The following is a 25,421-nucleotide window of genomic DNA, read 5'->3' on the forward strand; positions in this document are numbered from 1 at the left end:
TGATTTGATCATGAAAACCTCTTAAATTTATTTTATAAGCAACTGAAAATCAAGTATTAATTATGTTTATAAGATGTGATATTCGAAAAGAGGTAATGATTCTTAGGTAACGTTAACATCACACCTTACTACATAGTGTTTTTGTTTTATGGAGTATCTTCTCCTTCACCCACAGGTTCTTTACCAGTACTAAGAGACCCCCATTTTAGTGTAGTATGAAACTTCACGTATACAGGATCTTCATTTCTTAGGGTATCAAGCAGCGTTTCCATCTCAGCTTCGTGGAAATAAATATTAAGAATTTTATTTGCGTGCTGTACATTTTGTGGTAGTGCTTGTCCATCCTTTATGATTCCAAAATATCCCAAATATTTGTTATTTGGATCATATAGATATAAGAAGCCTACTTGTTTTCCTCCAGAATAATTACTAATAATTAAGGTGCTATAATCTTTGATTTTGTGTGAAACTACCATTTTGTTTGGTTTAAAAGTTAAATTTTGTGTAGTCACAAAAGTAAACCTTGCTATGGAGTGAGAAAAGAGTTAAAAAACTGATTATTAAGGGGTTGTTTCCCCTTTGGAGATGCTTTTTTAGCTCATACTTATTGAGTCCAATATGTAAAAGATGAAACTAGTAGTGAATATTCTAATGTTTTCCGGATACTTTGTATTGTAAGAGTTAGAGAATAGGATTGGTTTTTTAATAACGATTGTGTTTAGAATCGTTTGTTTTGTTTGTAACATCTATTTCTATTTCGGAAGGGTCACTTTAATTTTAATCTTTTTTTAGATGGTCCAGAATAAAAGCCATTTCAATATCCTTTTTTGTGATCCATTCATCTAAGGTTGGATACATAATAAAATCTGGAATTGCACCTCTTCCAAAATTCTTTTTTGAGTCTACTGCAGTAGTGTATTTTTGTAATGGTATTGTAATCAACATATTACCGTGTATTTTGATTTCAGGCATCATTCCGCTAGTGTTTCCTTGAAACCCACCGCCAGTTTCTTGCCCTACTATTTTGGCAATGTTATTTTCTGCAAGAATTGCTACAAAGTCGCTACAGGAAGACATACATAAACCGTTGGTTAGGATATAAACATCTCCTTCGTAGTTGTTCTTAGCGGGATTTTGAATCTCATAGTAATCAAATTCATTTGTTTGCTTGGCTTTTTGCCAATGGTAGGTGTCACCAACTTTTATAGGTTTCTTATAAAAAAGTCGATTGACTCCTGTTATTTGCTCAACAGTTTGTTCTGTTACTTCTATCTTTTCCCAATATCTAAAAGGTTTACTAAAAAAATGACTTGCTAAAAAAACAGCATTACCGTCTGTTCCGCCAGCATTATATCTTAGGTCAATAACCAATTTCTTGATTTCCTGATCTTTTAAATTTTTGAAAGATTTTTTTATGAATTTCTTGAAGTTTTGACCATTTTCTTTTATAGTAGTTTTAGCAAAAGAACGAATTTTTAAAAATGCAACATCATTTTTAATTTCTAAATGTAGTTGTTCTTTATCCGAACCTTCTTGTGATAGAAATGAAGGAAAAGCTTCCTTATCAATACCATCCAGTTGGAACATTTTAATTTCGTCATTAACCTTCACTTGAATGTTAAAAGAAGTCTCACATTCAATAATACTTTGATACCAAAATGAAAAACGATGATTGAGTAAAAGTATTTTTAATGTTTCATTGTAACCATCAGAAGGGATAGTATTTAATAATGTTTCTAATATTTCGGAGCTCGATTTGCCATTGATAGTAATGAGCTCACTTCTGATGGGTAACTTCGTATTATTTGATAGGTTCTCTGTAATAAAGATCCTTTTATCTTTTGCTATGAATATGTTTATCGGAAGTAGTTTGTAGGTTTTATCTAAATACGTATTATAGCTTTCTGATAAATTTATTGAAGTGTGAAGACAACCAATCTGCGCAAATAAAGGCTTAAGTTTTCTGTAATACGCTATAGATGTTAATGAATCTGTTATAGTCTGAGTAGTGGAATCTATAATGTTATCAAAAGACTCTTTAGTCGTATATCTATAGAATCCAGGATGTCCTTTTTCTATACCTATCATAAGCTCCTTTGTCCAAACTTTTAAGCTATCGGCAGAAAACTTTTCTAGAGGATCAAAGGATGTTTCATTTTGAGCATTACTGTTATTAATTATCAAGAATACATTGAGTAAGATCAGGGTTATAAGTTTTTTGTTTTCCATATAGATACACTTCTTCAAATAGGATAGTATAGAGACGCAATCTCTAATAAGATAGTTGCAGAAAACCATTTTGAATTTTACCAAATATCAATAATAAAGGAGGAACATCATTATTTTGATCTGTTAGTCTCGTAACTACATTTCAAAATTGAAATGATTGAAATAATCTTTTATAATTAGCAAGAACAATTATACCCGTTCCTATCGAAAAGAATAGTATGAGTATAGATATTATATCGATTGTTCTATTAAAGATTGATTTATCTATAATCATACTCAAAGCATATATCCCGATTAATAAGATTCCGGCAAGAAAATAGTGCATAGAAGTTTTCAATTTAGACGATACTTCTTTCTTGTACTCATGAGTTTGACGGATAGTATTCATCAATTGATTTTCAAAATCGTCAGTTAACGTTGTACGATCCGCTTTTTTAACAATAGATGTTACAAAATCATCTTTAAATTCTGGCAGTCCTTTTTCCATAATTTTTTATAAAGAGGTTTTCCAAATTTGACGAACGCTTTTTCTTGCTCTATGCAATATTACCTTAGTGTTTGCTGTGGTCCAACCAGTAATAATTGTTACGTCATTTATACTTAATTCTTGTAAATAAAAAAGCTCTAAAGCTAGACTTTCTTTAGGGTCTAAAAGCGATAAAACTTTGTGTATTTTATCAGTATGATCTTTAGATATTTCTTCAAATTGTTCTTCTAAGATAGCATCACTTTGCTCTTCAATATATACAAACGTTTTTCTTTTTTTTAAAGATCGTAATCGTAAAAAAGACTCATTAACCACAATTCTGTAGAACCAAGATCTAAATTGAGCAGTTCTATTGAATGATTTAAGTCCATTAAATGCCTTCATAAAAGCATCTTGAGTGACTTCTTCCGCATATTGTTCATCCTTAACAATGGATAAAGAAATACTATATGCCATATTTTTATATTTTTTTATAAAATAGCTAAAGGCTTCAATATTGCCTGAGAGAACACTATCAATATAGGTGTCATCCATATCACTTTTGTCTCTTTTTACTTATGAAATTTATAATAAAGAGAGAAATACTTAAGCAAAAACCAATTACGCAGGTGATTAAAAAACCTTTGAACAATTCTAGATCATTATCTAAATATAGAATAATGAATGCTATGATTAAGAACGCTACGCTAAGAGCGCTTGTTATGATTGCTAGTTGTAACCAAGGGAAAATAAATTTAATTCGATGTTCCTTTTGAGCTTCTAGAATGTCTGAAAATTTCACGCCTTTTTCTATCAGATATATCCGTTCTTTATCTCTTGCTTTTTGATAGAAATACCAGGCAAAAAATAGGGCAGCAATGGCTGCTATGGCTACGATGCAAAATACTATTGATTCAATCATACTAATTATCTATGTTATAAAATTTAGTTGTCTACGTTTTTATTTTTTTTGGGCTGTCATTTCCATTCCTGAACCTTTCATATGCAAACCCGTTACGTTTCCATTCTGGTTCAATAAAAATTCTAAATCATGAGTTCGTTCATCATCAATAAACTTATGTTTGTCATAACAATTTATTTTTACACCTTGACCTTGAGATTCACCATATAATTTACCATCTTTTAGTGATACTGTTAATATAAATTCTGGAGAAAATTCATAAGCTCCCACATATTGCTTTAGTTCGTCTATAGATAGCTTTAAGTTCTTAGTTTTAGAAATGTTTTGATCTTGGTGATGGTTGTAACTCAATACTCTTGAAAGTTTCCATTGCTGCTTATCAATTAACCATAGATGGGAATAGGTAGCTTGAGTTTGCCCAAAACTATGACTGCCATTTTGTATAGCACCATATAACTCTCCATTTTTATATAAAGGAAAAACTTCAAAACTGGAATCATCCAGTACTCGACTTATGATGTTTTTTCCAGAGGTACATAAGTTATTTTTTATAGAGGCAATAAACTTTTCTCTAGATTTAGTGATTCCATCTCTATCGTGATAGAACTCAATATCATGAGCAATTAATTTTTCTATTTGAACAAGATTACATTGATTAAAACCAACTTCAAATAAGAGACTGTCTTTTGCTTTTAAGGTTAAAAATAGATCTGATTTAGTCTGGGCATAACCACTCGTAATAGATACAAGAAGAAAAATAAAGAATACTGTTTTTAATTTGAATGTCATTTTTTTAAAATTAAATTACTATTACCCATAGGATACAGATCTTTATAAAAGGTTACAAACTGAATACTATATTAGCTCTATTTGTTAGAAGAGAAGGTTGTAGTTTAATTTTAATTCTTGTTTAAATATTGTAAATCAAATAGTTATGTGCTTAAGATTTGTTTTTATTTAATTTTATAAAATTTTACATTTTGAATTCTACCAGATGTTAACAGTAAATTTGAGATAGCATTGTTCTCACCTCTTTTTAAAGTGATTTTATAATTGTAGTCATTGATGACCAGCTCATTTGGTGATAATAGAATCGCTTTCATTTTTGTTTTACCACTTCTAATTTTGTAGTCAACCCCAGAAATATATTTGATAGAAAATTCTACTTTTGTTTCTTTATTTAGGAAAGTTCCGTTTACTGATTTGAAGTCAAAATCACTGAAATCAGTATTTTTTCTGGTAAGTGTAAAAGGTTTTGTTCTGGTGTAATAGGTGGTGACTTCCATCTCGCCGTTTTCATTTTTTGTAAATTCTTGTTTAAAAGGTGCATCATTCCATTTCTGAAAAACGTTATCAGCTTCTCTAATTAATTTGGTGTCATTTCGCCCTGAGCGCACCAAAAACAGATCTCCTTCTTTTTCTACAAACTGCCATACGGCATCGTTTAATTGGTAGAGCCCTACGATGTCTTTTTTAGATACATAAGGACCAATTTTTTCTGGAGTTAATCGAATGTTTTCTGAATCAGATTTCAAATCCATTAAAATATTAGCACTGCTTAATGTTTGCGACATTGGATCTGTTTTGCCACTATTTGTAAGCGTGATAATTGAAAAATTTTTATCAGGAAATCTGGCGGCAATGGCTTTCCAGGCGCCTGTTGAACCTCCATGAAATTTATACGGGATATTCTGGTGTTCTCCAAATTCTACGCCATATCCATATTTTTTATTGGAAGAGTTCGTAAGTAAAGATTGACTTTTTTCTAATAATTGTTTTGAGAATCGTTTGTTTTCTTTTGTTTGAAGAATTTGTTCCCAGGACAATTGATCTTCTAAAGTGGAGAAAATGTTTCCATCGCCATAAATATTCCAAATCCAATCATATCCAAACCAGGTGTCAAAATTGAAATAAGGCTTGGCGATAGGCTCTTTGATTGCCTTGTGATTGGAAATGAATGAAGTATTCGGCATATTTAAATCCCGAAACATTTGATTGGTATAATCTATAAAAGAGGTTCCGGAGACTTTATCTACAATTTCTGCTAATAAGATGTAGTTAGAGTTGCTATATGAATATGTTGTACCAGGTTCACAATTTAGATCAGCTTGTTTGCTAAACAAGGATAAGGCATCTTCCATAGTATATGAATGTTCCCACCAAGTAATGCCTTGTAAAGACCATAAATCATAAACATCTCTGATACCACTTGTATGATTAAGTAAATGGGCAACCTTAATTTTAGATTTTATTGTGGGATATAGTTTAGGAAAGAACGTTCTAATATCATCGTTAAGGTCTATTTTTTTGTCTTCAATTAAACTTAGCATAGCCAAAGCAGTAAATTGTTTTCCATTGGATGCAATATTGAAACGTGATCTTTTATCAATCAAAGTACTGTCTTTCAGATCAGCAAATCCTGCATATTTCTCATAAATTATCTTACCTTCCCTGACAATACCTACGGCAATTCCGGGAGCTCCTTTTGGCACATCTTTAGTAGCGATAGAGTCCAGTTTTGTTTTTTGTAAAGCTGTTAATTGATTAATGTCTTGACAATATGCTAGGCTTGGTAATAGTATTAAAAAGAAATAGAGGATGAATGATTTCATGGTGTTGATTTTTGAACAAAAATGACAAATAGATATTCTCTGAACGCTTCAAATCAAGATTTGAGACCTTCTTTTAGGATAATTTAACAAGAAACTCTTTTGGAGATAAAGTAGTATTCTTCTTAAACGCTCTATTAAATGTTGCTTTAGAATTAAATCCACATTCCAGGGCAATACCCAATAATGTTTTGGTGTTTTGTTCGCCAGATTTCATGTTTTCAATAACTGCTTCTATCCGATAATGGTTTACAAAATCATTAAAATTCATCTGAAACCCCTGATTGATCAGATTCGAAATAGCTTTTGGGTGTGTGTTCATTTGTACTGCTACATCCGATAAAGTGAGCGTTGGGTTTTTATAGAGCTTTTTTGATACCATCAATTTCTCAAGCTTTACCTTTTCTTCTTCTATACTTGATAGAGTAGATTCAATAGCGGTTTGCTTTTTAGATGATCCTACTGGTATTTCAGGTTGTAATTCAAGGAAAGGAACAGAAGATTTTACTGTATTCGAATACCCACTTAGTGCGATAAAGTAAAAAAGGATTGAGAAACATAAATAATACCAAAATTTATTACCGAATTGACCCCATTCCGGATTCAAGATAAAATACAATATCCTAAGGATAAGCAAGGCAAGAAAAGCAATAAAAAAGTATTGTATCCATTTGAAAAGAACTGAATTAGCAAAACTCACGGTTTCGAATGCAATTTTTTTGTATTTCCAATAATATCGTAAACTCAAAATTAAATAGAATACCATAGAAAGCCATCCCGCAATTTGATACCATAAATCAAAATCTTTATCTCTTCCATCCGCGTAAAAGTAATAGTCAGATAGTATGAATTTATCTGTAATAAAAATAATCAAACTGTATCCGATATAAAGGAGTGCAGGTATAAAATGAATCCATTGACTTTTAGAAAATCGGAAAGATTGATTTAACAAACTTTGTGCATAGAGATACAGTATAGGTCCGATTAAAAATAATTGTTGGAACGGAATAAAAAAAAGAATTTCTCTATATATCTTTTGTGAATACCAGTTTGCATACCCCAGCATAAAAGGAGCTATATACAAACAACCTAAAAAAATAAACAGGCTTAACCATTTGCTAGCGTTGTTTTGGTCTTTTATGCCTTTTTGAAAAAGTAATATTGAAAAAACAATCCCTTGACAAAAAAATATCAGTAATATCGAACTTTTGGGACCGAAATCGAATAGCATATTTAAGGATAGGTTATGTTCTGAGGAATTTACAATTAGACATTACTCGTTAAAGATATTAAAATTGAGTATACTTAAGTGTTATATTATTGTCTTCATTTAGCTTATAAAAATATGGTTTTAGCAGTTAGGTTAACTAGTTTTTTACAACTACTTTTTTCTTTTGAAAATCATATTGTAGATTTCAGAATGTGATTAAGGATTGTAATAAACTGAAAAACCACTCATTTTTTTAGTGAGTGGTTTTTTTATATGAATATTTTAGTGTTTAGTTTTATCGGTGCATACTATCCAGAATTTCCATGACTTCCACTTTTTTACGAACAGAAACAGGGACATTTTCACCATTTTTTAACATAAGATAACCGCCATCTGCTTTTATAAAAGCGCTGATGCATTGTAGGTTAATTAAGTGGCTTTGATGAACTCGTAGAAACTGATAGTTTTTTAGCATATCAGCAAAATATTTCAATGTCTTAGTTACAAAAACCTTTTGACCGTCTTGTAAATAAAAGATGGTATTGTTACTATCGGATTCACAACGGACAATATCATCTAAACTTACTATAATAATTTTATCTAAAGTATGTAAGGATATTTTGTCAGGCTTTTGTTCTGGAGCAGATAATGTATCTTTAAGTATGTCCAGGCGTTCCTTATTAGGTTGGATTTGTTGCTTTGCTTTGCTTACGGCTTGTGCTAATTCTTCATTAGAATATGGTTTTAATACATAATCTATAGCGGCAAATTTAAAAGCTCTGATTGCATATTCATCACTGGCAGTAACAAAAATAATTTTGGATTTTAATTCAGGAAATATTTCCAAGACATCAAATCCAGTACCATCTCCTAGCATAATATCCAAGAAAAGAATATCAGGTTCGTTAGTTCTAAGCGCCTTAGCAGCTTCTACTACGCTTCGAGCAGTATCAATAATTTTTATTTCGGGATGATTGGTTTCCAGATCACTTTTTAAAAGTTGAAGCGCATCTGGCATATCTTCTACAATAATAGCTGTTAGCATAGTGGTTATTAATAGTCTGTTAATAATGGTATTCTGAACGATATTTCGGTGCCTGCTACAGTAGCATCTTCTTCTAGAATTTCTTTTATCTGTAGCGCATCTTTTCCTGAGATTGATTCTAATCGTTCTCTGGTTACCGTTAATGCCATGGATTGGTGATCAGTTTTGGTTTTCGCTTTTTGAGATTGAAAAATACCCAATCCATTATCTAATATCTTACAATGTAAGAATTCTTCATCAGTATCAAAAAATACTTTTAGTTTTCCATCTCTGTTTCCTTTCAGGATACCATGTCGTATTGCATTTTCTACAAAAGGTTGAATAAGCATCGGTGGGATCAAAACTTCTTCTGGATCAAATTCTGAGTCTATAGAAATAGTATACTCAAAAGACTTATTGGCCATTAGTTTTTCCACTTCTATATAGTGTTTTAGGGTCTTCATTTCCTGATCAAGTGTAATGTGATCTTTTCTGGAATTATATAGGGTTTCTCTAAGAAGTGTGGCAAAGGTATTAATGGTGCTGTTCATTTTAGTTGGGTTGCTGGTTCCCATAGCTTTAATGCCATTTAGAACATTAAAAATAAAATGAGGGTTCATTTGTAGGCGCAATGCTTTTTGTTCTAAAGAAAGTAAATGGTTTTGCATCTGCAGTTTTTCTCGTTCTTCATCATTTTTCAATTTAACTTTTCTTATGTACAATAATGTAATGATGGTGAGCGCTAAAAGTAAAATTCCGAGCATTGTGAGCTGAAACCATATTTTATTGTAGATAGGACTATCAATAAATATTTTGAAAGTAATAGGTTGGCTTTCTTCCCATCGATAATTTCTAGATTGAGCAGAAAATGAATGTGCTCCATAAGCCAAACCTGCCAGGTTTTGCTTTTTTTCTGATGACCAAGGACTCCAGGCGGTATTATTCAATTTATAGCGATATTCTATATCGTTAGGATGATCTAAATCAATAGTTTTATAGCTAAAGGATAATTCAGTTTGTTCTGGAGATAATTGTAATACGTTATCATTTTTAGCCCATATATCCGGATTTATAGAATCCAGTGTCTGGTAAGCTATTTCTACATTTTCGAAGTGTACCTCAGGTTTAACGGTAGCTTTGCCAATTTCTCCTGGTTCATATTTAGTTAATCCATAAATGGCACCAAACCATAAGTTACCCTCTGTATCTTTTGTAATTGCGTTAAGACAGGTTTCGATTCCTAAAAAACCATCATTTCTTCCAAAATGAAGAACATCTTTGATTTGGTTGAGAAGATTAATCTCTATGCGATCCACTCCACGTTCGGTTCCAACCCATAGATTCTCTTCATTATCAAAAATCATTTGATAAATGTTATTAGAATATAAATCCTTTTCCCCGTTTAATTTTTTAAAAGAAAGGTCTTCTTCCAAACTGCTCCACCATATTCCTTGTCCCGCAGTTCCGAGGTACAGTTTATTATCTTTAAAAACGAAAGAATTAATTGCGATTTTTTGATCAAGGACATTGCGATGATGTGTGACTTTATTCTTTTTAATAAACCCAATGCTTCCATTTTCTGTAGAATACCATATTTTGCCTTTCCCGTCAGAAGCCATATGTTTGATTTCCAGATCCTTTATTCCTCGTTTCTTGGAGAACCTTCGTATAGATCTTACTTTGTGTTTTTTATAATCATATATAAATCTTGTAATTCCAGAAGAATATGTAGCTGCCCAAACTGTATCATTAGAGATATGTATCGATCTCACCCAGTTAGCCGATAGCCCACGTTTTTTGTCGATGATATAGTTCTTAATTACTTTTTTAGTAAGCGTGTCCTTTGTAGGGTTTTTAGAACTCTTATTAGTAACTATGATACTATCTTTAAACTTAATTTCTTTCAACAAAATACCTTTTCCTTCTGTACCTGCCCAGATATTTCCTCTGTTATCACTAGTAATACTTTTGATTTTTATATCAGACAGTCTTTTATCTTGTTTGATTTGATGTATTCCTGTACTATCTATTCTTATAAGTCCTGACTCCGAATTAGAAGCCCAAATTTCATCATTTAGTGTGTGAACTGCGTATACTCGATTTCCCTTTAATCCGGTATCTTGATTATAGTGTGTAAAATTGTTTTGAGAATACTTATAAAATCCTCCTCCTGATGTAGCAATCCATATGTTGGATTGACGGTCTATAATACTTTTTCTAATATTAGAGACTGCGAGGCCATTTTTACGATTTATTTTTTTCTTCAACCTATAATTAGTAGCGTCTAATACGGTGATTCCAGCATTATTTGTCGAAAACCATAATTCTGTATCTAGAATAGAAATATCATTGACGCTCAATGGCTCCTGTATCCACTTATTTCCATAGCTTTTTGCGTTAGTGTTTAAAACTAAGACACCTTGATTTATGGCAGCAGCAAATACTTTTGTTTTGTGATATAGTGCAGTGGTAAAATTATAAGCACTATGTCTTACCATAATACTGGCATTTTTATCAATTTTGTTTAGTTTCCAGAGTCCTTTGTTAGTAGCAACCCAGAATAGTTTGCCATCAAATACAATATCATTTACAATACTAGTATTGATTTTGGGATCTAATTGTATTTTTTTTAATCCAGAAGTTGGAGTATATATGTGAATCCCAACGTTAGTAGCAAGATAGATTTTATTATGGATTCTAAATATTTTATTAATCTGTAACCCTTCAAAATTGAGGAATTGTTTTTTTGTTTTAATAGAAAGTCCTCTTCTAGTTCCAATAAATAGACTATCATTGGCAAAGTTCAAAGAATGAATATAGTTAGATAATAGTCCATCATCTTCATTCCATGTTTTAAACTCTTCTCCATTGAACCTGCTTAGACCTCCACCTCGAGTTCCGAGCCATAAATAACCAATATCGTCCTGTATGATGTCATATACTTGTGATTGAGGAAGCCCGTCTTCTAATGTATATGCTCTTAGGCCATTATTCTGCGCGGATAATGAATAGATAGAGTTTATCCATATAACAAAAATAAGGAGTGAATAAGAAAAGTAATTGGGGCTCATAAAAACTAATGTTTGATAACAAATATAATCAAACTGATTTTTTTGTTTTGTAAACCCATTAAATACTTAGATAAAAAGATGTGTTTTTTAAAACCGTATACAAGCAGGCAGTTTTTTTGGGAAAAACAATTGGAAATAATTGGACGCGCCTGCTGTATACATTGGTTTTATATCTCAATAGAAAATCTTAAAACTTAATAGAATGGTGAAAAAAAATAGCACAATGCAGTATAATAAAATAATAGAGTAATAAATAGTATATTTCTCTCTACTTAAGATATTAGTAGCTGGTAATTGCTGTATTCTTTGGAGTATTAACTTTGTTGTCATTCCAGGTTAAACTTAGTTTTAGATTTACGTATTTTGTTTCTAATTTTTCGTTATATAAAGTTTCCGTTTCTAATATATTACCTTTTATTCCATATTCTTGGCTAGGAAATGTATATTGAGAATTGGTGTCTGAGTTTTCACAATAAACATTAGTTAATTGTGGTAGTGAAACAAGTTTATCATCATTAGTAACCATAAAATAGTAGGATTCTACCTGGGCACAACATGATAAATATTCTACTTCCATCTTAATCACCTCAGAGACCCCTTCCAGACCAGGATTCTCTAAGGTGGTGATAAAGATGTCCTCAAAAAGCTCAATATCATTGATAGTGAAAGTAGTTAAGTTTTCCGAAATTCCCCCCAAACGAACCAGATTAACAATGCAAGTTGGTTGTTCTGATCCATTCTCTTTAATTTCAGTAACTGCTGCGTACTTTCCCGTTTTCTGAAAACTTTGTGCTTTCATAAACTGAAATCCTAAAATTAGGATGAAAAAAACAATGATCCTTTTCATAACAGTATATTTTGAGGTTGATTATTTTGTACGAATTTATGTACTTAATCTAGTTACGAAGTTTAGGTTTTAGAATTCGTTGCTATCAATTTAGAATTCGTAACCTTTATTAGTTTTCAATAAAATTTTAATTGTGATTAGATCATGCAGTTTATATTTTTGTAGTATGATTGATAATTTTGAAAATGAGTTTTTTGGTATTGGTATTCAAAATGGAAAAACACCGGAGAATTTAGGGGTTCTGTGGAGAACCGCTCAGAATATGGGAGCAAGCTATATATTTACGATAGGTAATCGCTATGCTAAACAAGCCTGTGATACACATAATGCCGTAAAATCAATGCCTTATTTTCATTATGATACTTTTCAGGATTTTTATGATCATCTTCCTAAAGGAGCAATGCTGGTAGGTGTAGAATTAACAGAAAAAGCGGTTCCACTAGAAACCTTTAATCACCCAAAGCGTTGTGTATATTTATTAGGGGCAGAAGATCATGGGTTGTCTAAGACTGCTATAGAAAAATCACATTTCTTAATTAAGTTTACATCAGAGTTAAGTGTTAATGTGGCCGTAGCCGGCAGTATCGTGATGTATGATAGAGGCATAAACAAACCAAGATTTATAAGGTGATTTAATTTAATTTCACATAATTTAATATAATTTGTTCTTCCTCATAATTAATAGCTGCTATTTTGAACTTGAAAAGTAAATTATCATTTGTTTTAACTACGAATATTGTACCTTTTTTTATATCATTTTTTGTTATGTATGTTTCTGTGAAAGGAGTATCATTTAATAGATTATAATCTACAATATCTAAATCATTATCAAAGATCCATAAATTCCCAGTAAAACTACCGTCTTTTCTTCTTAATATACTAATTTCGGGGTCTCTAGGTTCAATAAATAATCCAGGTGTATCACGGTCAAATTGCAGTTTTTTTTTAAAATCAATTGTATCTTTATTGTTTGATAAATCTAATGCAACAGCAGGGTAATTTCCAAAACTTTTTTTATTAATAATAATCGTATCCACATTATCTTTTCTTAGTTCTATTTTTTTTGAAAGGCTTTTTACTCTTTTTAAATATATTCTATAACCATATTTGTCCTTTAAAATAATATCATCAGATAATTGATTTTCAATTTCTAAATCTGTTCCCTGATCAAAGGATAAGATATTGTTTTTAGAGTCCAAATTCCAACAGCGTTTTTCAAAAGCTTTTTCATTTCCCAAAAACCCAATCTTTATATATCCTTCAGAAGATAAATGAAACCACACTCTTCCTTTAAATACGTTGTTTTCAGGATCTATTGTTTTTATAGTTTCCCATTGTCCAATTATTTCTGATGATTGAGAATAAGTGGAAATGGAGACCGAACTAATAAGTAAAATAAAATATATATTTTTCATGTAAACAAAACAGCCTATTTAATTTTTTACTATAGATTATTTTTCGATGCAAATGAACGTATTATAAGGAATTTGGTCATCACTGAATACAGTGAAATAAAAATTTAAGGTACTAGAAATAGCTAGTTTATGATTATATACTTTTTGATTGTCAATTTTTGTCAATTTTTGTTACTACATTTATTGAATAGTATCATCCTATGTTTGAAAAAATAGAAGCCAGTATTAAATTATTCAGTTCTTGGATATGGGATTGGCCTTTACTAATCCTTTTGATCGGTGGAGGACTATTTTTTCTGATATATTCTCGTTTTACACCTTTTTTATACTTCAGACATGCTATTGATATTCTTAGAGGAAAATATGATAATGAAAATGCTCCAGGACAATTAAGTCATTTTCAGGCATTATCATCGGCAATTGCTGCAACCGTAGGGATGGGGAATATTAGCGGAGTAGCAATTGCATTGGTTATGGGTGGTCCGGGAGCTATTTTCTGGATGTGGATCAGTGCATTGATCGGAATGGCTACTAAATTTTATACATGTACGCTAGCGGTTATGTATAGATCCAAAAGTGAAGAAGGAACTACACTTAGTGGTCCTATGTATGTAATAACAGAAGGATTGGGAAAACGTTGGAAACCATTAGCAGTTTTCTTTGCATTAGCAGGATTGGTAGGGACATTACCTGCATTTACAGCAAATCAGCTTACACAAACATTAGTGGATGTATTAGATTGGAACAATAGCGATAAACTCTATATAGGTCTTGTCCTTGCAGGTATTGCATCTTTTGTAATTCTTGGGGGAATTAAAAGAATCGGTTTAGTAGCAAGCAGACTAGTGCCTGTTATGGTAGTTTTATACTTTATCACTGTGTTTGCTATTCTGATATTACAAATTGATAAAGTACCCGAGATGTTTGTCTTGATTTTTTCTGATGCTTTCTCTGGCGAAGCTGTAGCAGGTGGCGCTTTAGGTCATTTAATTAAAACTGGTGTAAAACGGGCTGCTTTTTCTAACGAGGCTGGAATTGGTACTGCTCCGATGATGCACGGGACAGCCAAAACGAATGAACCCATTCGAGAAGGTTTGGTGGCTATGATTGGTCCAGCAATTGATACATTGCTGGTCTGTACGTTAACTGCGTTGGCAATTTTATCCACAGGAGTATGGCAACATTCTGATGATAATGGGATTTCGTTGACATTACAGGCATTTAATTCGGTTTTGCCATATGGAATAGGAGATGGTGTTGTAATAATTATGGTGCTTGTCTTTGCTTTTTCTACCTTGTTTTCTTACTCTTATTATGGAGTAACCTGTTTAGGGTTTTTAACCAAACCAAAATATGGAAAGTATTACAATTACATTTATATAATATCTATAATAGTCGCAGCGGTGGTCAAGATAGACTTTGCAATTAATTTAATTGATAGTGCATTTGCCTTAATGGCAATTCCTACAGTTATTTCTGGATTGTTACTAGCTAAAAAAGTAAATGTTCGTGCAAAAAGTTATTTTGAAAAACTTAAAATTAGTGCTAGTGATAATGCTTAACGGATATCATTATTTTCTAACAATAAATTCACTTCTTCTATTTTCTTGATGTTCCTCTTCTGTACAAGGAATACCATTAGCACATTTATTAATAAGTTGTCGCTCTCCATAGGCTTTTCCTCTTATTCGCCTCCAATTAATTCCACCATTGCGAATAATATAACGAACGGTGGCTCGCATACGTTTTACACTAAGCCTTTTGTTATACCAATAACTAGATCTACTATCTGTATGAGAACGAACCTCAATTTTTAGGTTAGGGTTTTGTTTCATAACGGCTATGACCTTCTGTAAATCAGCTTCTGCATCAGGTCTGATCTCATCAGTATCCAGATCAAAAAAGATGGTTCTTAATTGTAATGGAGCCACAATATCATCTCCAATATTAACAGGTTCTGAGGTAGTAGAAAGTAATTTTTCTCTCTTAAATTCTATGGGAACCTTGTTAGTGGTTTCATAAGAGGTCTTTGATCTAAAGATAATGTCATTAGGATTAAATCCTTCAATAGAAGCTCTGATGATATATTGTTCGTCACAATCTACTTCAAAAATATAACTTCCATCATAGTCAGACTTTATGTTGTTTACGATGTTTCCATCCATATCTATTAATGAGACATCAACATTAGCTAAAGGCTCGTTAGTTTCACTATCCGTAATAACACCTTCTAGGTATTCTTTGCAAGAGGTAATTAATGCAGACGTTTGTCTAAAGCTATAGATATCATCGTTTCCTTTTCCTCCCTTTCTGTTACTGGCAAAATATCCTGTTTTGTTTTCTTCATTTAGTACAAAAGAGAAATCATCTTTAGGGCTGTTTATTGGTTTGCCTACATTGAATACTTCGTAGCTACCATCTTCTTTGGAGATCGCTACAAAAACATCTAATCCGCCTAGTCCAACGTGTCCATCACTGGCAAAATACAATCGACCACTATCGCTTATGTAAGGAAAAGTCTCTCGGCCTTCTGTATTAATGTCATCACCTAAGTTTTTTGGCTTTCCGTATTTTCCTCCGGGTAGGATGTCAACAACAAATAAATCAGACTTGCCTCTTGTTCCCCTCATATCACTGGCAAAATATAATTGCTTGCCATCTGGACTTAAGGCAGGATGAGAAATAGAATAATTATCGCTATTAAAAGATAATTCTGTAATATTGGTCCACCTTTGGTTGGTTAGCGTAGCTTTATATAGTTTTAATAAAACCACACCTTTTCTATTCTTTCCGAGTTTGTTATTGGTAAAGTTATTTCTGGTGAAATATACTGTATTTCCATCTTTAGTAAAACTAGTAGAAGATTCATGAAACTTAGTGTTTATTTTACCCTTTAGTTTTTTTGGCTCCTCTGTAGATATATTATCTTCTTTGATAGTAGAAGAGAAAAGATCTAAAAAAGGCATTTGATTCCATTCATGAACTTTAGAATTCTTGCTTCGAGAAGAAGCAAATACAATTTGACCTTTATGATCAAAACTTGGTGCGTAATCAGAATATTCAGAGTTTATTGTTAATTTGTATAAATCATATTTCCCTGATTGCATTTCTATAAAATCCAGATAATCTCGTTTATTAATAAAAGATTTTGCTCGTTTATCGTTTCCGGTAACAGCGTTAAATCTTTCCATAACAGCATCAGCATCATTATATCGCTCTGCACTTTTTAAACTTTGTGCATATCTAAATAGGTACTCGGGTTTTATTTCTTCAGAAAAGTTCGAAATTAATTTTTCATACCACTGGATAGATTCTTCTAGTTCTCCTGTGAAATAATAGGAGTCAGCAAGTTTCCTATATAGGTCATAAGAGGAATACCCTTGGTTAGCGACATCCAGGTAGATATCACGCGCATTAATATATGCCAATGCTTCAAAACTTTGATCGGCTTTAGCAAGTTGCTTATTTCTATCTTGTCCAAAACTAGGATATGAGAACAATAGTAATGCTATCGCTGATACACATACATGTATATTGCAATATGTTTTCCAATAAGGTAAAAAAAAGATTGAATAGTTTCCCAAAATGATCCCAGTATTTTTAAAATAAATTATTTGTTTTCGTGGGGTTTTGAAAACGTACTGGAATTAAATTTACGAAAAATTAACAAAAGGTTTATTCTCTATATTGTTTTTTTACTTTCTCTGTGTACCACTATGAGATTATCCTATCTATAAAATAATAGATATCATGATAAATAATCCTTTGTAAGATTGGATAAACTTGTAGAATAATCAATTAACTTTGCACCAAAATATTATGTATGAGTCATAAAGCTGGTTTTGTAAATATTATAGGAAATCCTAATGTCGGAAAATCCACTTTAATGAATGCTTTTGTTGGAGAAAGGTTATCTATTATTACTTCTAAGGCGCAGACCACAAGGCATCGAATTCTTGGTATTGTGAATGGTGAAGACTTTCAGGTGATTCTATCAGACACTCCAGGGATTATTAAACCAGCATATGAGCTACAAGAATCTATGATGGGGTTTGTGAAATCTGCTTTCGAAGATGCGGATGTTCTTATTTATATGGTAGAAATAGGAGAAAAAGAATTGAAAGATGAAGCATTTTTTAATAAAATCACCAATGCAAAGATTCCAGTATTTTTATTGTTAAACAAGATTGATCAATCTAATCAGGAGCAATTAGAGGAGCAAGTACAATTTTGGGCAGAAAAAGTTCCGAACGCAGAATTATATCCAATCTCAGCCTTAGAGAACTTCAACGTTAAAGAAGTATTTGGAAGAATCATTGAATTATTACCTGATTCACCACCTTTTTACCCGAAAGATCAGCTAACAGATAAGCCAGAACGTTTTTTTGTAAACGAAGCTATTCGCGAAAAAATCTTAATGCATTACAAAAAAGAAATTCCATATTCTGTAGAGGTTGAAACCGAAGAATTTTTTGAAGATGAGAAAATTATAAGAATAAGATCGGTTATTATGGTAGAGCGCGATTCTCAGAAAGGAATTGTCATAGGTCACAAAGGTACTGCGCTTAAGAGAGTTGGAGTAGAGGCTCGAAAAGAATTAGAGAAGTTTTTTGGAAAACAAATTCATATCGAGTTGTATGTAAAAGTTAATAAAAATTGGCGTAATAATGAACGCCAATTAAAACGCTTTGGTTACAATCGCTGATTTTAGGATTAAAATATTTTAAATTAATAGGCTTGTAAGATTTTTGTAAGTGTTTCAATTTTATTGTTTACGGTAAAACTGTATTTCGAAGATAAAATGCTGCATTTGAACGTTTTTGCGCCTTTTTTTGATGCTTTTTTGAAGTGAATCCTCTAATTTAGCATTATTAACATATTTAAAACGCCCTAAAATATGATATAAACATTACGCTATCTTCACACGTTTTTTAAGTAACGGCTTAACTTTAAAAATCAAATATTTTACAAAAGATTACTTTATTCGTACAGTCAAGGACTGCTACGTTTTTTGGCATCCCTTGTATTTATTTAAGTAAAACCCAGAATAAATTAACCAGACTGAATTTTTGAAATTCAAACGAAAAAAACAACTACACAATGTCGAAAACTACTAACAAGCTTAACTTGTTGAGCAATAAAATCGGAGCAACTCCAATTGTTTCGTCTTTATTTGGCTTAACTATGATCGTCATTTTTATAATGACATCTGGATTTAAAAATATTGATGATAAAAGTAATGTAGCATCTTACTCAACAGCATCAGTATGTAATAACCCCTTATCAGAAGCATTAGGATATAATGCATTTGTTAGATACAATACCACAGTTCACGGTGGAGATACCGAAGGTCCTATTGCACTAGGAGGGGATCTAATTATTGACGGAATTATTACATTAGCTGCTCAAACGGCAGGTTCTAACTTTTTCAATGGAGATGATCAAGCATCATCATTAGTTGTAAACGGAAAAGTGATTTATAATTCTGGAGAAGGAATACATCTTAATCAAGGGTATGTGAAAGTAGGTGATTTGGATGGCTCATCAGTTTTTGATGTTGATTATAATAATGCCTCAGTAAATACCCGAGTAACTTCTGGAAATTATGAATCAAAGCCTAGAGTGCAAGTACAAAGAAAACAGGCTCAAAATTCAGTTGGTCAAGCTAATTTGATTGATTTCGAAGCGGCTTTCGCATTATTTGAAGCAAAGTCAATTTCTTATAGTAATATGCAACCTAATGTAACGGTAGGTAGCGATAATAAAATTTTGCTCACTCAGAATATTATTAATGTTTTAAATATTACAGGAACCGAGTTGCAAAACCTTCCTTATTTAACTTTTGAGAATACTCCTAATCAGGATACACCATTAATTATTAATGTTGATGCATCGGGTGATTTCGAATGGAATATATTAAACCTTACAGGAATTGGGGATCAACAAGGCACATTTATTATTTGGAATTTTTATAATAATTCCAGTCTAACATTAAAAGGAGGATCAACAATTATCGGAAGTGTATTAGCTCCTAAGTCAGATGTTATTAAGGATTCTTCTGGAAACATTAATGGACAAGTAATTGCGGCTAATTATGATCATATTCAAGGAGAATTGCATCAACACGTATTTGATTCTTGTACTGATGATGAAATAGGTTGTCAACTAACAGTTGATGCGGGAGAAGATGCAGAGTTTTGTGGAGAAGGAGAAGTAACACTTACAGCTACTATATCTGGGGAATCTGAGTGTGTTGATTGCACTGGAGAATACGGTGTAGAAAACACTAATAACTGCAAAAGAGATCAAGACTATGTAATGTGGTTAACAGATGGAGATAATCCACGATGGTTTTCCAATGTAGATTTAGAGTGGAATGAATTAGCAGATGGTACGGCTACATTAACCGGGACGATTTTTGATCATACATTAACCCAAACGACATATGAAGTAAATGCTATATATTCTGGAAGAACAAGTACTGCACCTGCAAATAGTCCTAAAGGACATGAATGCAATACTGAAGATGAATCAGCATGGATTTATTATACAGGGTTAACAGGAACAGTAACAAGTACAGATGGATCCTGGTCGATTGATTTATCAAGAAGAGGACCTGCTTTTCAGTTAGGAAACGGGGCTAATGTAACCGAGACAGAATTAGGAAAATATGGAGCATGTGGGTGGTTCAATACTACCGATGGTCAATATAATAGAGGAGATTTTAACTTTAATCTTGGAGATTGTGTTACTACCTCAACTACAGCTGTTAGTTATTTATGGTCAACAGGAGAAACTACTCCATCAATTACAGTAAATCAGGGAGGAACATATACCGTAACAGTAAAAGATTGTGAAAATTGCGAAGCTTCAGACGCTGTTGAAGTAGTGATAAACGATGCGCCTCAGGTAAATGCTGGTGAAGATCAGGAAATATGTTTAGGTGATGAGGTGACTTTAACTGCTACAACTAGCGGTAATGAAAGTTGTGAGAGTTGTATCGAGTATGGTATTCAGAATACAGATTTTTGTAGAGGAGATGAGAATTATGTATTGTGGTTAAAAGGTGGAAGATTCTTTTCTAACGTTGATTTGGAGTGGAATGAACTTGCTGATGGTACTGCTACGCTAAAAGGTACCGTGTTTGATTATACAAATACACAATCAAACTACGAAATAGATGCAGTTTTTACAGGAAAAACAACAAATACACCTACTAATAGTCCTAAGGAACATGAATGTAATAATGAGGATGAATCAGGGTGGGAGTATTATACAGAATTTACAGGTACAATTACCAGTGCTGATGGATCTTGGTCTACAAGTTTAACAAGAAGAGGTCCTGCATTTCAAATGGGTAATGGTGCTAATGTTACAGAAACAGAACCAGGAAAGTTTGGAGCTTGTGGATGGTTCGATACAACTGATAGCGAATATTCTGTAGGAGATTTTAATTTTAACTTAGGAGATTGTATAACTTCAGAGACGAATAATACTTCTTTCCTATGGTCTACAGGAGAAACTACAGAAAGCATTACTGTATCACCAGATGAAGATACTTTGTATTCTGTAACTGTAACAAATTGCAATGGATGTTCAGGTACAGATGAAGTAATGGTATTGGTTAAATCTGCTGCCGTTGATGCTGGTGATGATCAAAATGTTTGTTTAGGAGAAACAATTACTTTATCAGCCACAGGAGAAGGAACGTTCTTATGGTCAACGGGTGAAACTATAGAAACTATTACTGTTACACCAACAGAAACAACAACATATACAGTTACTGCAACTAGTGGTAGTTGTGAGGCTTCTGATTCTGTAACGGTTGTTGTAAATGACCCTGTAATAGTGGACGCAGGAGAAGATCAGGAAATCTGTTTAGGCGAAGAAGTAACTCTTACAGCACAGGCTAGTGGTATAGAAAATTGTACGGATTGTACAGAATACACTATCACTGGTACAGATTATTGTGCAGGAAATCATGACTTTGTTATTTGGATGACAAATGCAGATAGAAGTGATAAAAGATGGTACTCTAATGTTGATTTGGTTTGGAAAGAAAATGAAGATGGAACTGCAACGTTAACAGGTACTGTTTTAGATTATACAGTAACTCAAGAAACATATGAGTTGGATGTGACATATTCGGGTAGAACTACTATAGTACCGACGAATAGTCCTAAAGAGCACGAGTGTAATAATGAAGATGCAACTGGTTGGGCGTATTATCCTGAAATGAACGGTACGATTACTAAAACAGATGGTTCAGAAGTGATTACTATTACAAGAAGAGGAGAAGCATTTCAGGTTGGAAATGGGGCTAATGTTTTCGAAACTGAAGAAGGTAAAAATGGTGCTTCAGGATGGATTGATGTAGTTGATGGTTATTTCGCTTATGGAGATATCAACATTAATTTTGGTGATTGTATTACAACTGGAGCAGGAGAAGCAAATTATTTATGGTCCACAGGAGAAACTACTCAAAGTATTACTGTGTCACCAGAAGAAGGTACAACGTATACGGTTACCGTAACCGGCTGTACAGATTGTGTGGGTGAAGATGAAGTAACAGTAACTGTAGATTCCGCAACCGCAGATGCTGGAGATGATCAGGATATTTGTGCTGGAGATACAGCGACACTTACAGTTGTTGGAGATGGAGATATAGTATGGTCAACTGGAGCAACAACAGCTAGTATCGAAGTTTCTCCGCAAGAAACTACAACTTATAGTGTTATAGTTTCTAACGGTAGTTGTGAAGCTACTGACGAGGTAGCTGTTGTAGTAAGTTCTGCAACCGCTAATGCTGGAGATGATCAGAATATTTGTGCTGGAGATACAGCGACACTTACAGTTGTTGGAGATGGAGATGTAGTATGGTCAACTGGAGCAACAACAGCTAGTATAGTAGTTTCTCCACAAGAAACTACTACTTATAGTGTTACAGTTTCTAATGGTAGTTGTGAAGCTACTGACGAGGTAACTATTGTAGTAGGTTCTGCAACTGCAGATGCAGGAGAAGATCAGACTATAGCTATAGGAGAAACTACTACCCTTACTGCAATAGGTGGTGATACATATTTATGGTCTACAGGTGAGACTACAGCAACTATTGTTGTTTCTCCAGAAGAAACAACAACATATAGTGTTACAGTATCTTTAAATGGTTGTTCAGCTGTTGATGATGTTACTGTTTTTGTAGAAGGTTGTACCCTTACTGCAGATGCAGGGGAAGATCAGGAAATATGCTATGGTGAAGAGGTAGTACTTACCGTTCAAGGTGAAGGAGATATTTTGTGGTCCACAGGAGAAACTACTGCTAGTATTACGGTTTCTCCAGGAAACACTACTACATATACAGTTATTGTAACAAGTGGAGATTGTGAAGCAATGGATGAGGTGAAAGTAAATGTAACTATAGTAGAAGTAAATGCAGGAAGAGATAAGTTTTTGTGCGAAGGATTTGGAGAAGAAGCAACATTAACGGCTTCTTTAGGAGATAGTTATTTATGGTCTACTGGTGAGACTACGAGAATTATTATTGTTTCTCCGGCAGTTACAACAGATTACACACTAACAGTAACTATTGGAGACTGCAGTGCTACAGATCAGGTAACTGTTTTTGTAGATAATTGTGATGAGAGTATAATTGCAACAAGTGTGTATCCTACTGTGTTAAAATCAGGAGAGACACTTACTGTGGATGTAATGTCTAAGAAAGATCAAAATGTGTATGTGTCCTTTTATAGTATGTCTGGGGCTACCATAATTCCGACAGCTAAAAATGTAATTCAAAAAGGTAAAACATCTCTAACTTTTGATATGGTTGGATCAATACCTTCTGGAATGTATTTGGTAAAAATAAATAAAGAAGAAGGTACTGAATACAAAAAGATTATTATAAAATAGTAAACATTCAAAATAATATTTTTAAAACTGCCTGGAATTTTTTTCAGGCAGTTTTTTTATGAAAATATAAATTATTTATAATTTATTCTTTTCGTAACATTAAGGATATACTCATTATTGATTTTTGATAGCTAATTCAAATCAAATTAATAATGAAAATCTTTAATAAAACTGTTGTAGTTCTTGCTGTAGTAAGCATGTTTATTTCTTGTAATTCTGATGACGATAATGTCATAGATCCTATCGATATAGCTGATTTAACTTTTAAAAAAATTGGAACCTTCAGTAATGGTATGGGTGAAGAGGGATTTGCGGAGATTTCGGCATTCGATCCCATTACCAATAAGTTGTTTATTGTGAATCCTAATGATACCGAAATATCAGTTTGGGATTTATCTAATCCGGCAACTCCAATACCAGGTACTAATATAACAGTGAATGGAGTGCCAAATAGTGTAGCTGTTTCTAATGGAGTAGTTGCTGTTGCTTTGGAAAACGCAGCCAATAAGCAGGCTAACGGAACTATAGCTACTTATAATTCTGATACTCAATCTTTATTAAATACATATGATGCTGGAGCGCTACCTGATATGGTAACTTTTAGCCCAGATGGTAAATTCATCTTAGCTGCTAATGAAGGTGAACCGGATGATTTGTATGAAAATGACCCAGAAGGATCTGTTACTATTATAGAAGTAGCTTCTGGACAAACAACTAATGCTGGATTTACTGCTTTTAATGGTCAAACTATTGGCAATGATTTTAGAGTTTTTGGTAAAGGAGCTACTTTGGCACAAGATGTAGAACCAGAATATATAGCCATTTCAGATGATTCTAAAACTGCCTATGTTTCATTACAAGAAAATAACGGATTAGCTGTAGTAGATCTAGATACTAAAGTAGTTACAGACATTCTTGGACTGGGATTAAAAGACCATTCATTACCTCAGAATCAATTAGATGCTAGTAATAGAGATGATGTTTCTGGAAATTTTAAGAATTGGCCAGTGTTTGGAATGTATCAACCGGATGCAATAGAATTTGTCTCTATTAGCGGCATAGATTATATCATTTCTGCAAATGAAGGAGATGCTAGAGATTATGACGGGTTTTCTGAAGAAGAAAGAGTAAAGGATTTGGTTTTAGATCCAATCGCATTTCCTGATGCTGCAACTTTGCAGTTAGATGAAAACCTGGGAAGATTAAAAACTACTACAGCTAATGGGGATACAGATGGAGATGGAGATTATGATGAAATCTATGCATATGGAGGAAGATCTTTTACAATCTGGAGTACATCAGGAAGCGTTATATATGATAGTGGAGATCTAATTGGTAAGAAAACTTTTGAGCTAGAGCCTATGCTTTTTAATAACGATGAAGGTGAAATTGATGATCGATCTGATGACAAAGGAGCAGAACCAGAAGCAGTAGAAACTTTAAAAATAGGAGACAAAACATTGCTCTTTGTTGGATTAGAAAGAACTGGAGGTACTATGGTATTTGATATCTCAAATCCTGCAAGTCCAACATTCTTAGATTGGATGGTAGATACTGCAGATGTTGGGCCAGAAGGATTAATAGCAGTAAAAGCGGAGGATAGTCCAACAGGAAATGATTTAGTGATTATAACACATGAGGTTTCTAATACAATAGCAATTTATGAGATTAAGTAATCGTCCATAAAAAGTTTGATGTTTTACAGTAACCAAGATATCT

18 protein-coding genes are annotated in these 25,421 nt (G+C 32.8%); 5 read left to right on the top strand and 13 right to left on the bottom strand.

The features are described 5' to 3' along the window. Positions 1-146: 146 nt before the first annotated feature. The 11 genes from Q0910_RS15190 to Q0910_RS15240 all read right to left on the bottom strand — a co-directional run bounded on the left by Q0910_RS15190 (position 147) and on the right by Q0910_RS15240 (position 12,378). On the bottom strand, positions 147-476 hold the full coding sequence (locus Q0910_RS15190) for a hypothetical protein (RefSeq protein WP_299218264.1): 330 nt from the start codon (positions 474-476) through the stop codon (positions 147-149). A gap of 301 nt (positions 477-777) precedes the next feature. Further along, positions 778-2,229, bottom strand: a complete 1,452-nt coding sequence (locus Q0910_RS15195; protein ID WP_299218266.1) for a S41 family peptidase — start codon at positions 2,227-2,229, stop codon at positions 778-780. 142 nt (positions 2,230-2,371) lie between these two features. Beyond that, positions 2,372-2,716, bottom strand: coding sequence for a hypothetical protein (locus Q0910_RS15200; RefSeq protein ID WP_299218268.1), 345 nt, complete (start codon positions 2,714-2,716; stop codon positions 2,372-2,374). Positions 2,717-2,722: 6 nt separating this feature from the next. Then, complete coding sequence (locus Q0910_RS15205; protein WP_299218270.1) at positions 2,723-3,250, bottom strand: sigma-70 family RNA polymerase sigma factor; 528 nt, start codon at positions 3,248-3,250, stop codon at positions 2,723-2,725. 1 nt (position 3,251) lies between these two features. Next, on the bottom strand, positions 3,252-3,617 hold the full coding sequence (locus tag Q0910_RS15210) for a hypothetical protein (RefSeq protein WP_299218271.1): 366 nt from the start codon (positions 3,615-3,617) through the stop codon (positions 3,252-3,254). A 39-nt stretch (positions 3,618-3,656) separates the two neighbouring features. Further along, positions 3,657-4,406, bottom strand: a complete 750-nt coding sequence (locus Q0910_RS15215) for a DUF3471 domain-containing protein (RefSeq protein WP_299218272.1) — start codon at positions 4,404-4,406, stop codon at positions 3,657-3,659. A gap of 164 nt (positions 4,407-4,570) precedes the next feature. Beyond that, positions 4,571-6,229 (bottom strand): serine hydrolase domain-containing protein, encoded by a 1,659-nt coding sequence (locus Q0910_RS15220; protein ID WP_299218274.1) that lies wholly within the window; start codon positions 6,227-6,229, stop codon positions 4,571-4,573. Between the two features lie 73 nt (positions 6,230-6,302). Beyond that, positions 6,303-7,292: an AraC family transcriptional regulator gene (locus Q0910_RS15225; protein WP_299218276.1), complete on the bottom strand. Its 990-nt coding sequence runs from the start codon at positions 7,290-7,292 to the stop codon at positions 6,303-6,305. Positions 7,293-7,731: 439 nt separating this feature from the next. Next, the gene (locus tag Q0910_RS15230; RefSeq protein WP_299218278.1) at positions 7,732-8,481 is read right to left on the bottom strand and encodes a LytTR family DNA-binding domain-containing protein; all 750 of its coding nucleotides are present in this window, start codon (positions 8,479-8,481) and stop codon (positions 7,732-7,734) included. Between the two features lie 8 nt (positions 8,482-8,489). Continuing rightward, positions 8,490-11,531, bottom strand: coding sequence for a two-component regulator propeller domain-containing protein (locus Q0910_RS15235; protein WP_299218280.1), 3,042 nt, complete (start codon positions 11,529-11,531; stop codon positions 8,490-8,492). A 280-nt stretch (positions 11,532-11,811) separates the two neighbouring features. Then, positions 11,812-12,378 (bottom strand): hypothetical protein, encoded by a 567-nt coding sequence (locus tag Q0910_RS15240; RefSeq protein ID WP_299218282.1) that lies wholly within the window; start codon positions 12,376-12,378, stop codon positions 11,812-11,814. Between the two features lie 166 nt (positions 12,379-12,544). On the opposite strand from Q0910_RS15240, the gene Q0910_RS15245 reads away from it, so the two are divergent. Next, on the top strand, positions 12,545-13,009 hold the full coding sequence (locus tag Q0910_RS15245) for an RNA methyltransferase (protein WP_299218284.1): 465 nt from the start codon (positions 12,545-12,547) through the stop codon (positions 13,007-13,009). Position 13,010: 1 nt separating this feature from the next. Here the strand turns inward: Q0910_RS15245 and Q0910_RS15250 are convergent, their stop codons facing one another. Next, positions 13,011-13,793: a hypothetical protein gene (locus Q0910_RS15250; protein ID WP_299218286.1), complete on the bottom strand. Its 783-nt coding sequence runs from the start codon at positions 13,791-13,793 to the stop codon at positions 13,011-13,013. 200 nt (positions 13,794-13,993) lie between these two features. On the opposite strand from Q0910_RS15250, the gene Q0910_RS15255 reads away from it, so the two are divergent. Continuing rightward, positions 13,994-15,355 carry an alanine/glycine:cation symporter family protein gene (locus Q0910_RS15255; RefSeq protein WP_299218288.1) on the top strand — a complete coding sequence of 454 codons (1,362 nt, stop codon included), beginning with the start codon at positions 13,994-13,996 and terminating at the stop codon, positions 15,353-15,355. A gap of 9 nt (positions 15,356-15,364) precedes the next feature. Here the strand turns inward: Q0910_RS15255 and Q0910_RS15260 are convergent, their stop codons facing one another. Then, positions 15,365-17,377 carry an OmpA family protein gene (locus Q0910_RS15260; protein WP_299218290.1) on the bottom strand — a complete coding sequence of 671 codons (2,013 nt, stop codon included), beginning with the start codon at positions 17,375-17,377 and terminating at the stop codon, positions 15,365-15,367. Positions 17,378-17,616: 239 nt separating this feature from the next. Here Q0910_RS15260 and era point away from each other — a divergent pair, with 239 nt between their 5' ends. The 3 genes from era to Q0910_RS15275 all read left to right on the top strand — a co-directional run bounded on the left by era (position 17,617) and on the right by Q0910_RS15275 (position 25,378). Continuing rightward, positions 17,617-18,498: a GTPase Era gene (era, locus tag Q0910_RS15265; RefSeq protein ID WP_299218292.1), complete on the top strand. Its 882-nt coding sequence runs from the start codon at positions 17,617-17,619 to the stop codon at positions 18,496-18,498. A gap of 395 nt (positions 18,499-18,893) precedes the next feature. Beyond that, positions 18,894-23,702 carry a collagen-binding domain-containing protein gene (locus Q0910_RS15270; protein ID WP_299218294.1) on the top strand — a complete coding sequence of 1,603 codons (4,809 nt, stop codon included), beginning with the start codon at positions 18,894-18,896 and terminating at the stop codon, positions 23,700-23,702. 152 nt (positions 23,703-23,854) lie between these two features. Beyond that, positions 23,855-25,378 carry a choice-of-anchor I family protein gene (locus tag Q0910_RS15275; RefSeq protein ID WP_299218296.1) on the top strand — a complete coding sequence of 508 codons (1,524 nt, stop codon included), beginning with the start codon at positions 23,855-23,857 and terminating at the stop codon, positions 25,376-25,378. Positions 25,379-25,421: the final 43 nt, after the last annotated feature.

Source organism: uncultured Aquimarina sp. (assembly GCF_947495315.1).
Classification (GTDB): Bacteria; Bacteroidota; Bacteroidia; order Flavobacteriales; family Flavobacteriaceae; genus Aquimarina.

Coding starts and splice junctions, on each gene's coding strand:
- Q0910_RS15190 (WP_299218264.1), bottom strand. CDS start 476: ATGGTAGTTTCACACAAAATCAAAGATTATAGCACCTTAATTATTAGT.
- Q0910_RS15195 (WP_299218266.1), bottom strand. CDS start 2,229: ATGGAAAACAAAAAACTTATAACCCTGATCTTACTCAATGTATTCTTG.
- Q0910_RS15200 (WP_299218268.1), bottom strand. CDS start 2,716: ATGGAAAAAGGACTGCCAGAATTTAAAGATGATTTTGTAACATCTATT.
- Q0910_RS15205 (WP_299218270.1), bottom strand. CDS start 3,250: ATGGATGACACCTATATTGATAGTGTTCTCTCAGGCAATATTGAAGCC.
- Q0910_RS15210 (WP_299218271.1), bottom strand. CDS start 3,617: ATGATTGAATCAATAGTATTTTGCATCGTAGCCATAGCAGCCATTGCT.
- Q0910_RS15215 (WP_299218272.1), bottom strand. CDS start 4,406: ATGACATTCAAATTAAAAACAGTATTCTTTATTTTTCTTCTTGTATCT.
- Q0910_RS15220 (WP_299218274.1), bottom strand. CDS start 6,229: ATGAAATCATTCATCCTCTATTTCTTTTTAATACTATTACCAAGCCTA.
- Q0910_RS15225 (WP_299218276.1), bottom strand. CDS start 7,292: ATGCTGGGGTATGCAAACTGGTATTCACAAAAGATATATAGAGAAATT.
- Q0910_RS15230 (WP_299218278.1), bottom strand. CDS start 8,481: ATGCTAACAGCTATTATTGTAGAAGATATGCCAGATGCGCTTCAACTT.
- Q0910_RS15235 (WP_299218280.1), bottom strand. CDS start 11,531: ATGAGCCCCAATTACTTTTCTTATTCACTCCTTATTTTTGTTATATGG.
- Q0910_RS15240 (WP_299218282.1), bottom strand. CDS start 12,378: ATGAAAAGGATCATTGTTTTTTTCATCCTAATTTTAGGATTTCAGTTT.
- Q0910_RS15245 (WP_299218284.1), top strand. CDS start 12,545: ATGATTGATAATTTTGAAAATGAGTTTTTTGGTATTGGTATTCAAAAT.
- Q0910_RS15250 (WP_299218286.1), bottom strand. CDS start 13,793: ATGAAAAATATATATTTTATTTTACTTATTAGTTCGGTCTCCATTTCC.
- Q0910_RS15255 (WP_299218288.1), top strand. CDS start 13,994: ATGTTTGAAAAAATAGAAGCCAGTATTAAATTATTCAGTTCTTGGATA.
- era (WP_299218292.1), top strand. CDS start 17,617: ATGAGTCATAAAGCTGGTTTTGTAAATATTATAGGAAATCCTAATGTC.
- Q0910_RS15270 (WP_299218294.1), top strand. CDS start 18,894: ATGTCGAAAACTACTAACAAGCTTAACTTGTTGAGCAATAAAATCGGA.
- Q0910_RS15275 (WP_299218296.1), top strand. CDS start 23,855: ATGAAAATCTTTAATAAAACTGTTGTAGTTCTTGCTGTAGTAAGCATG.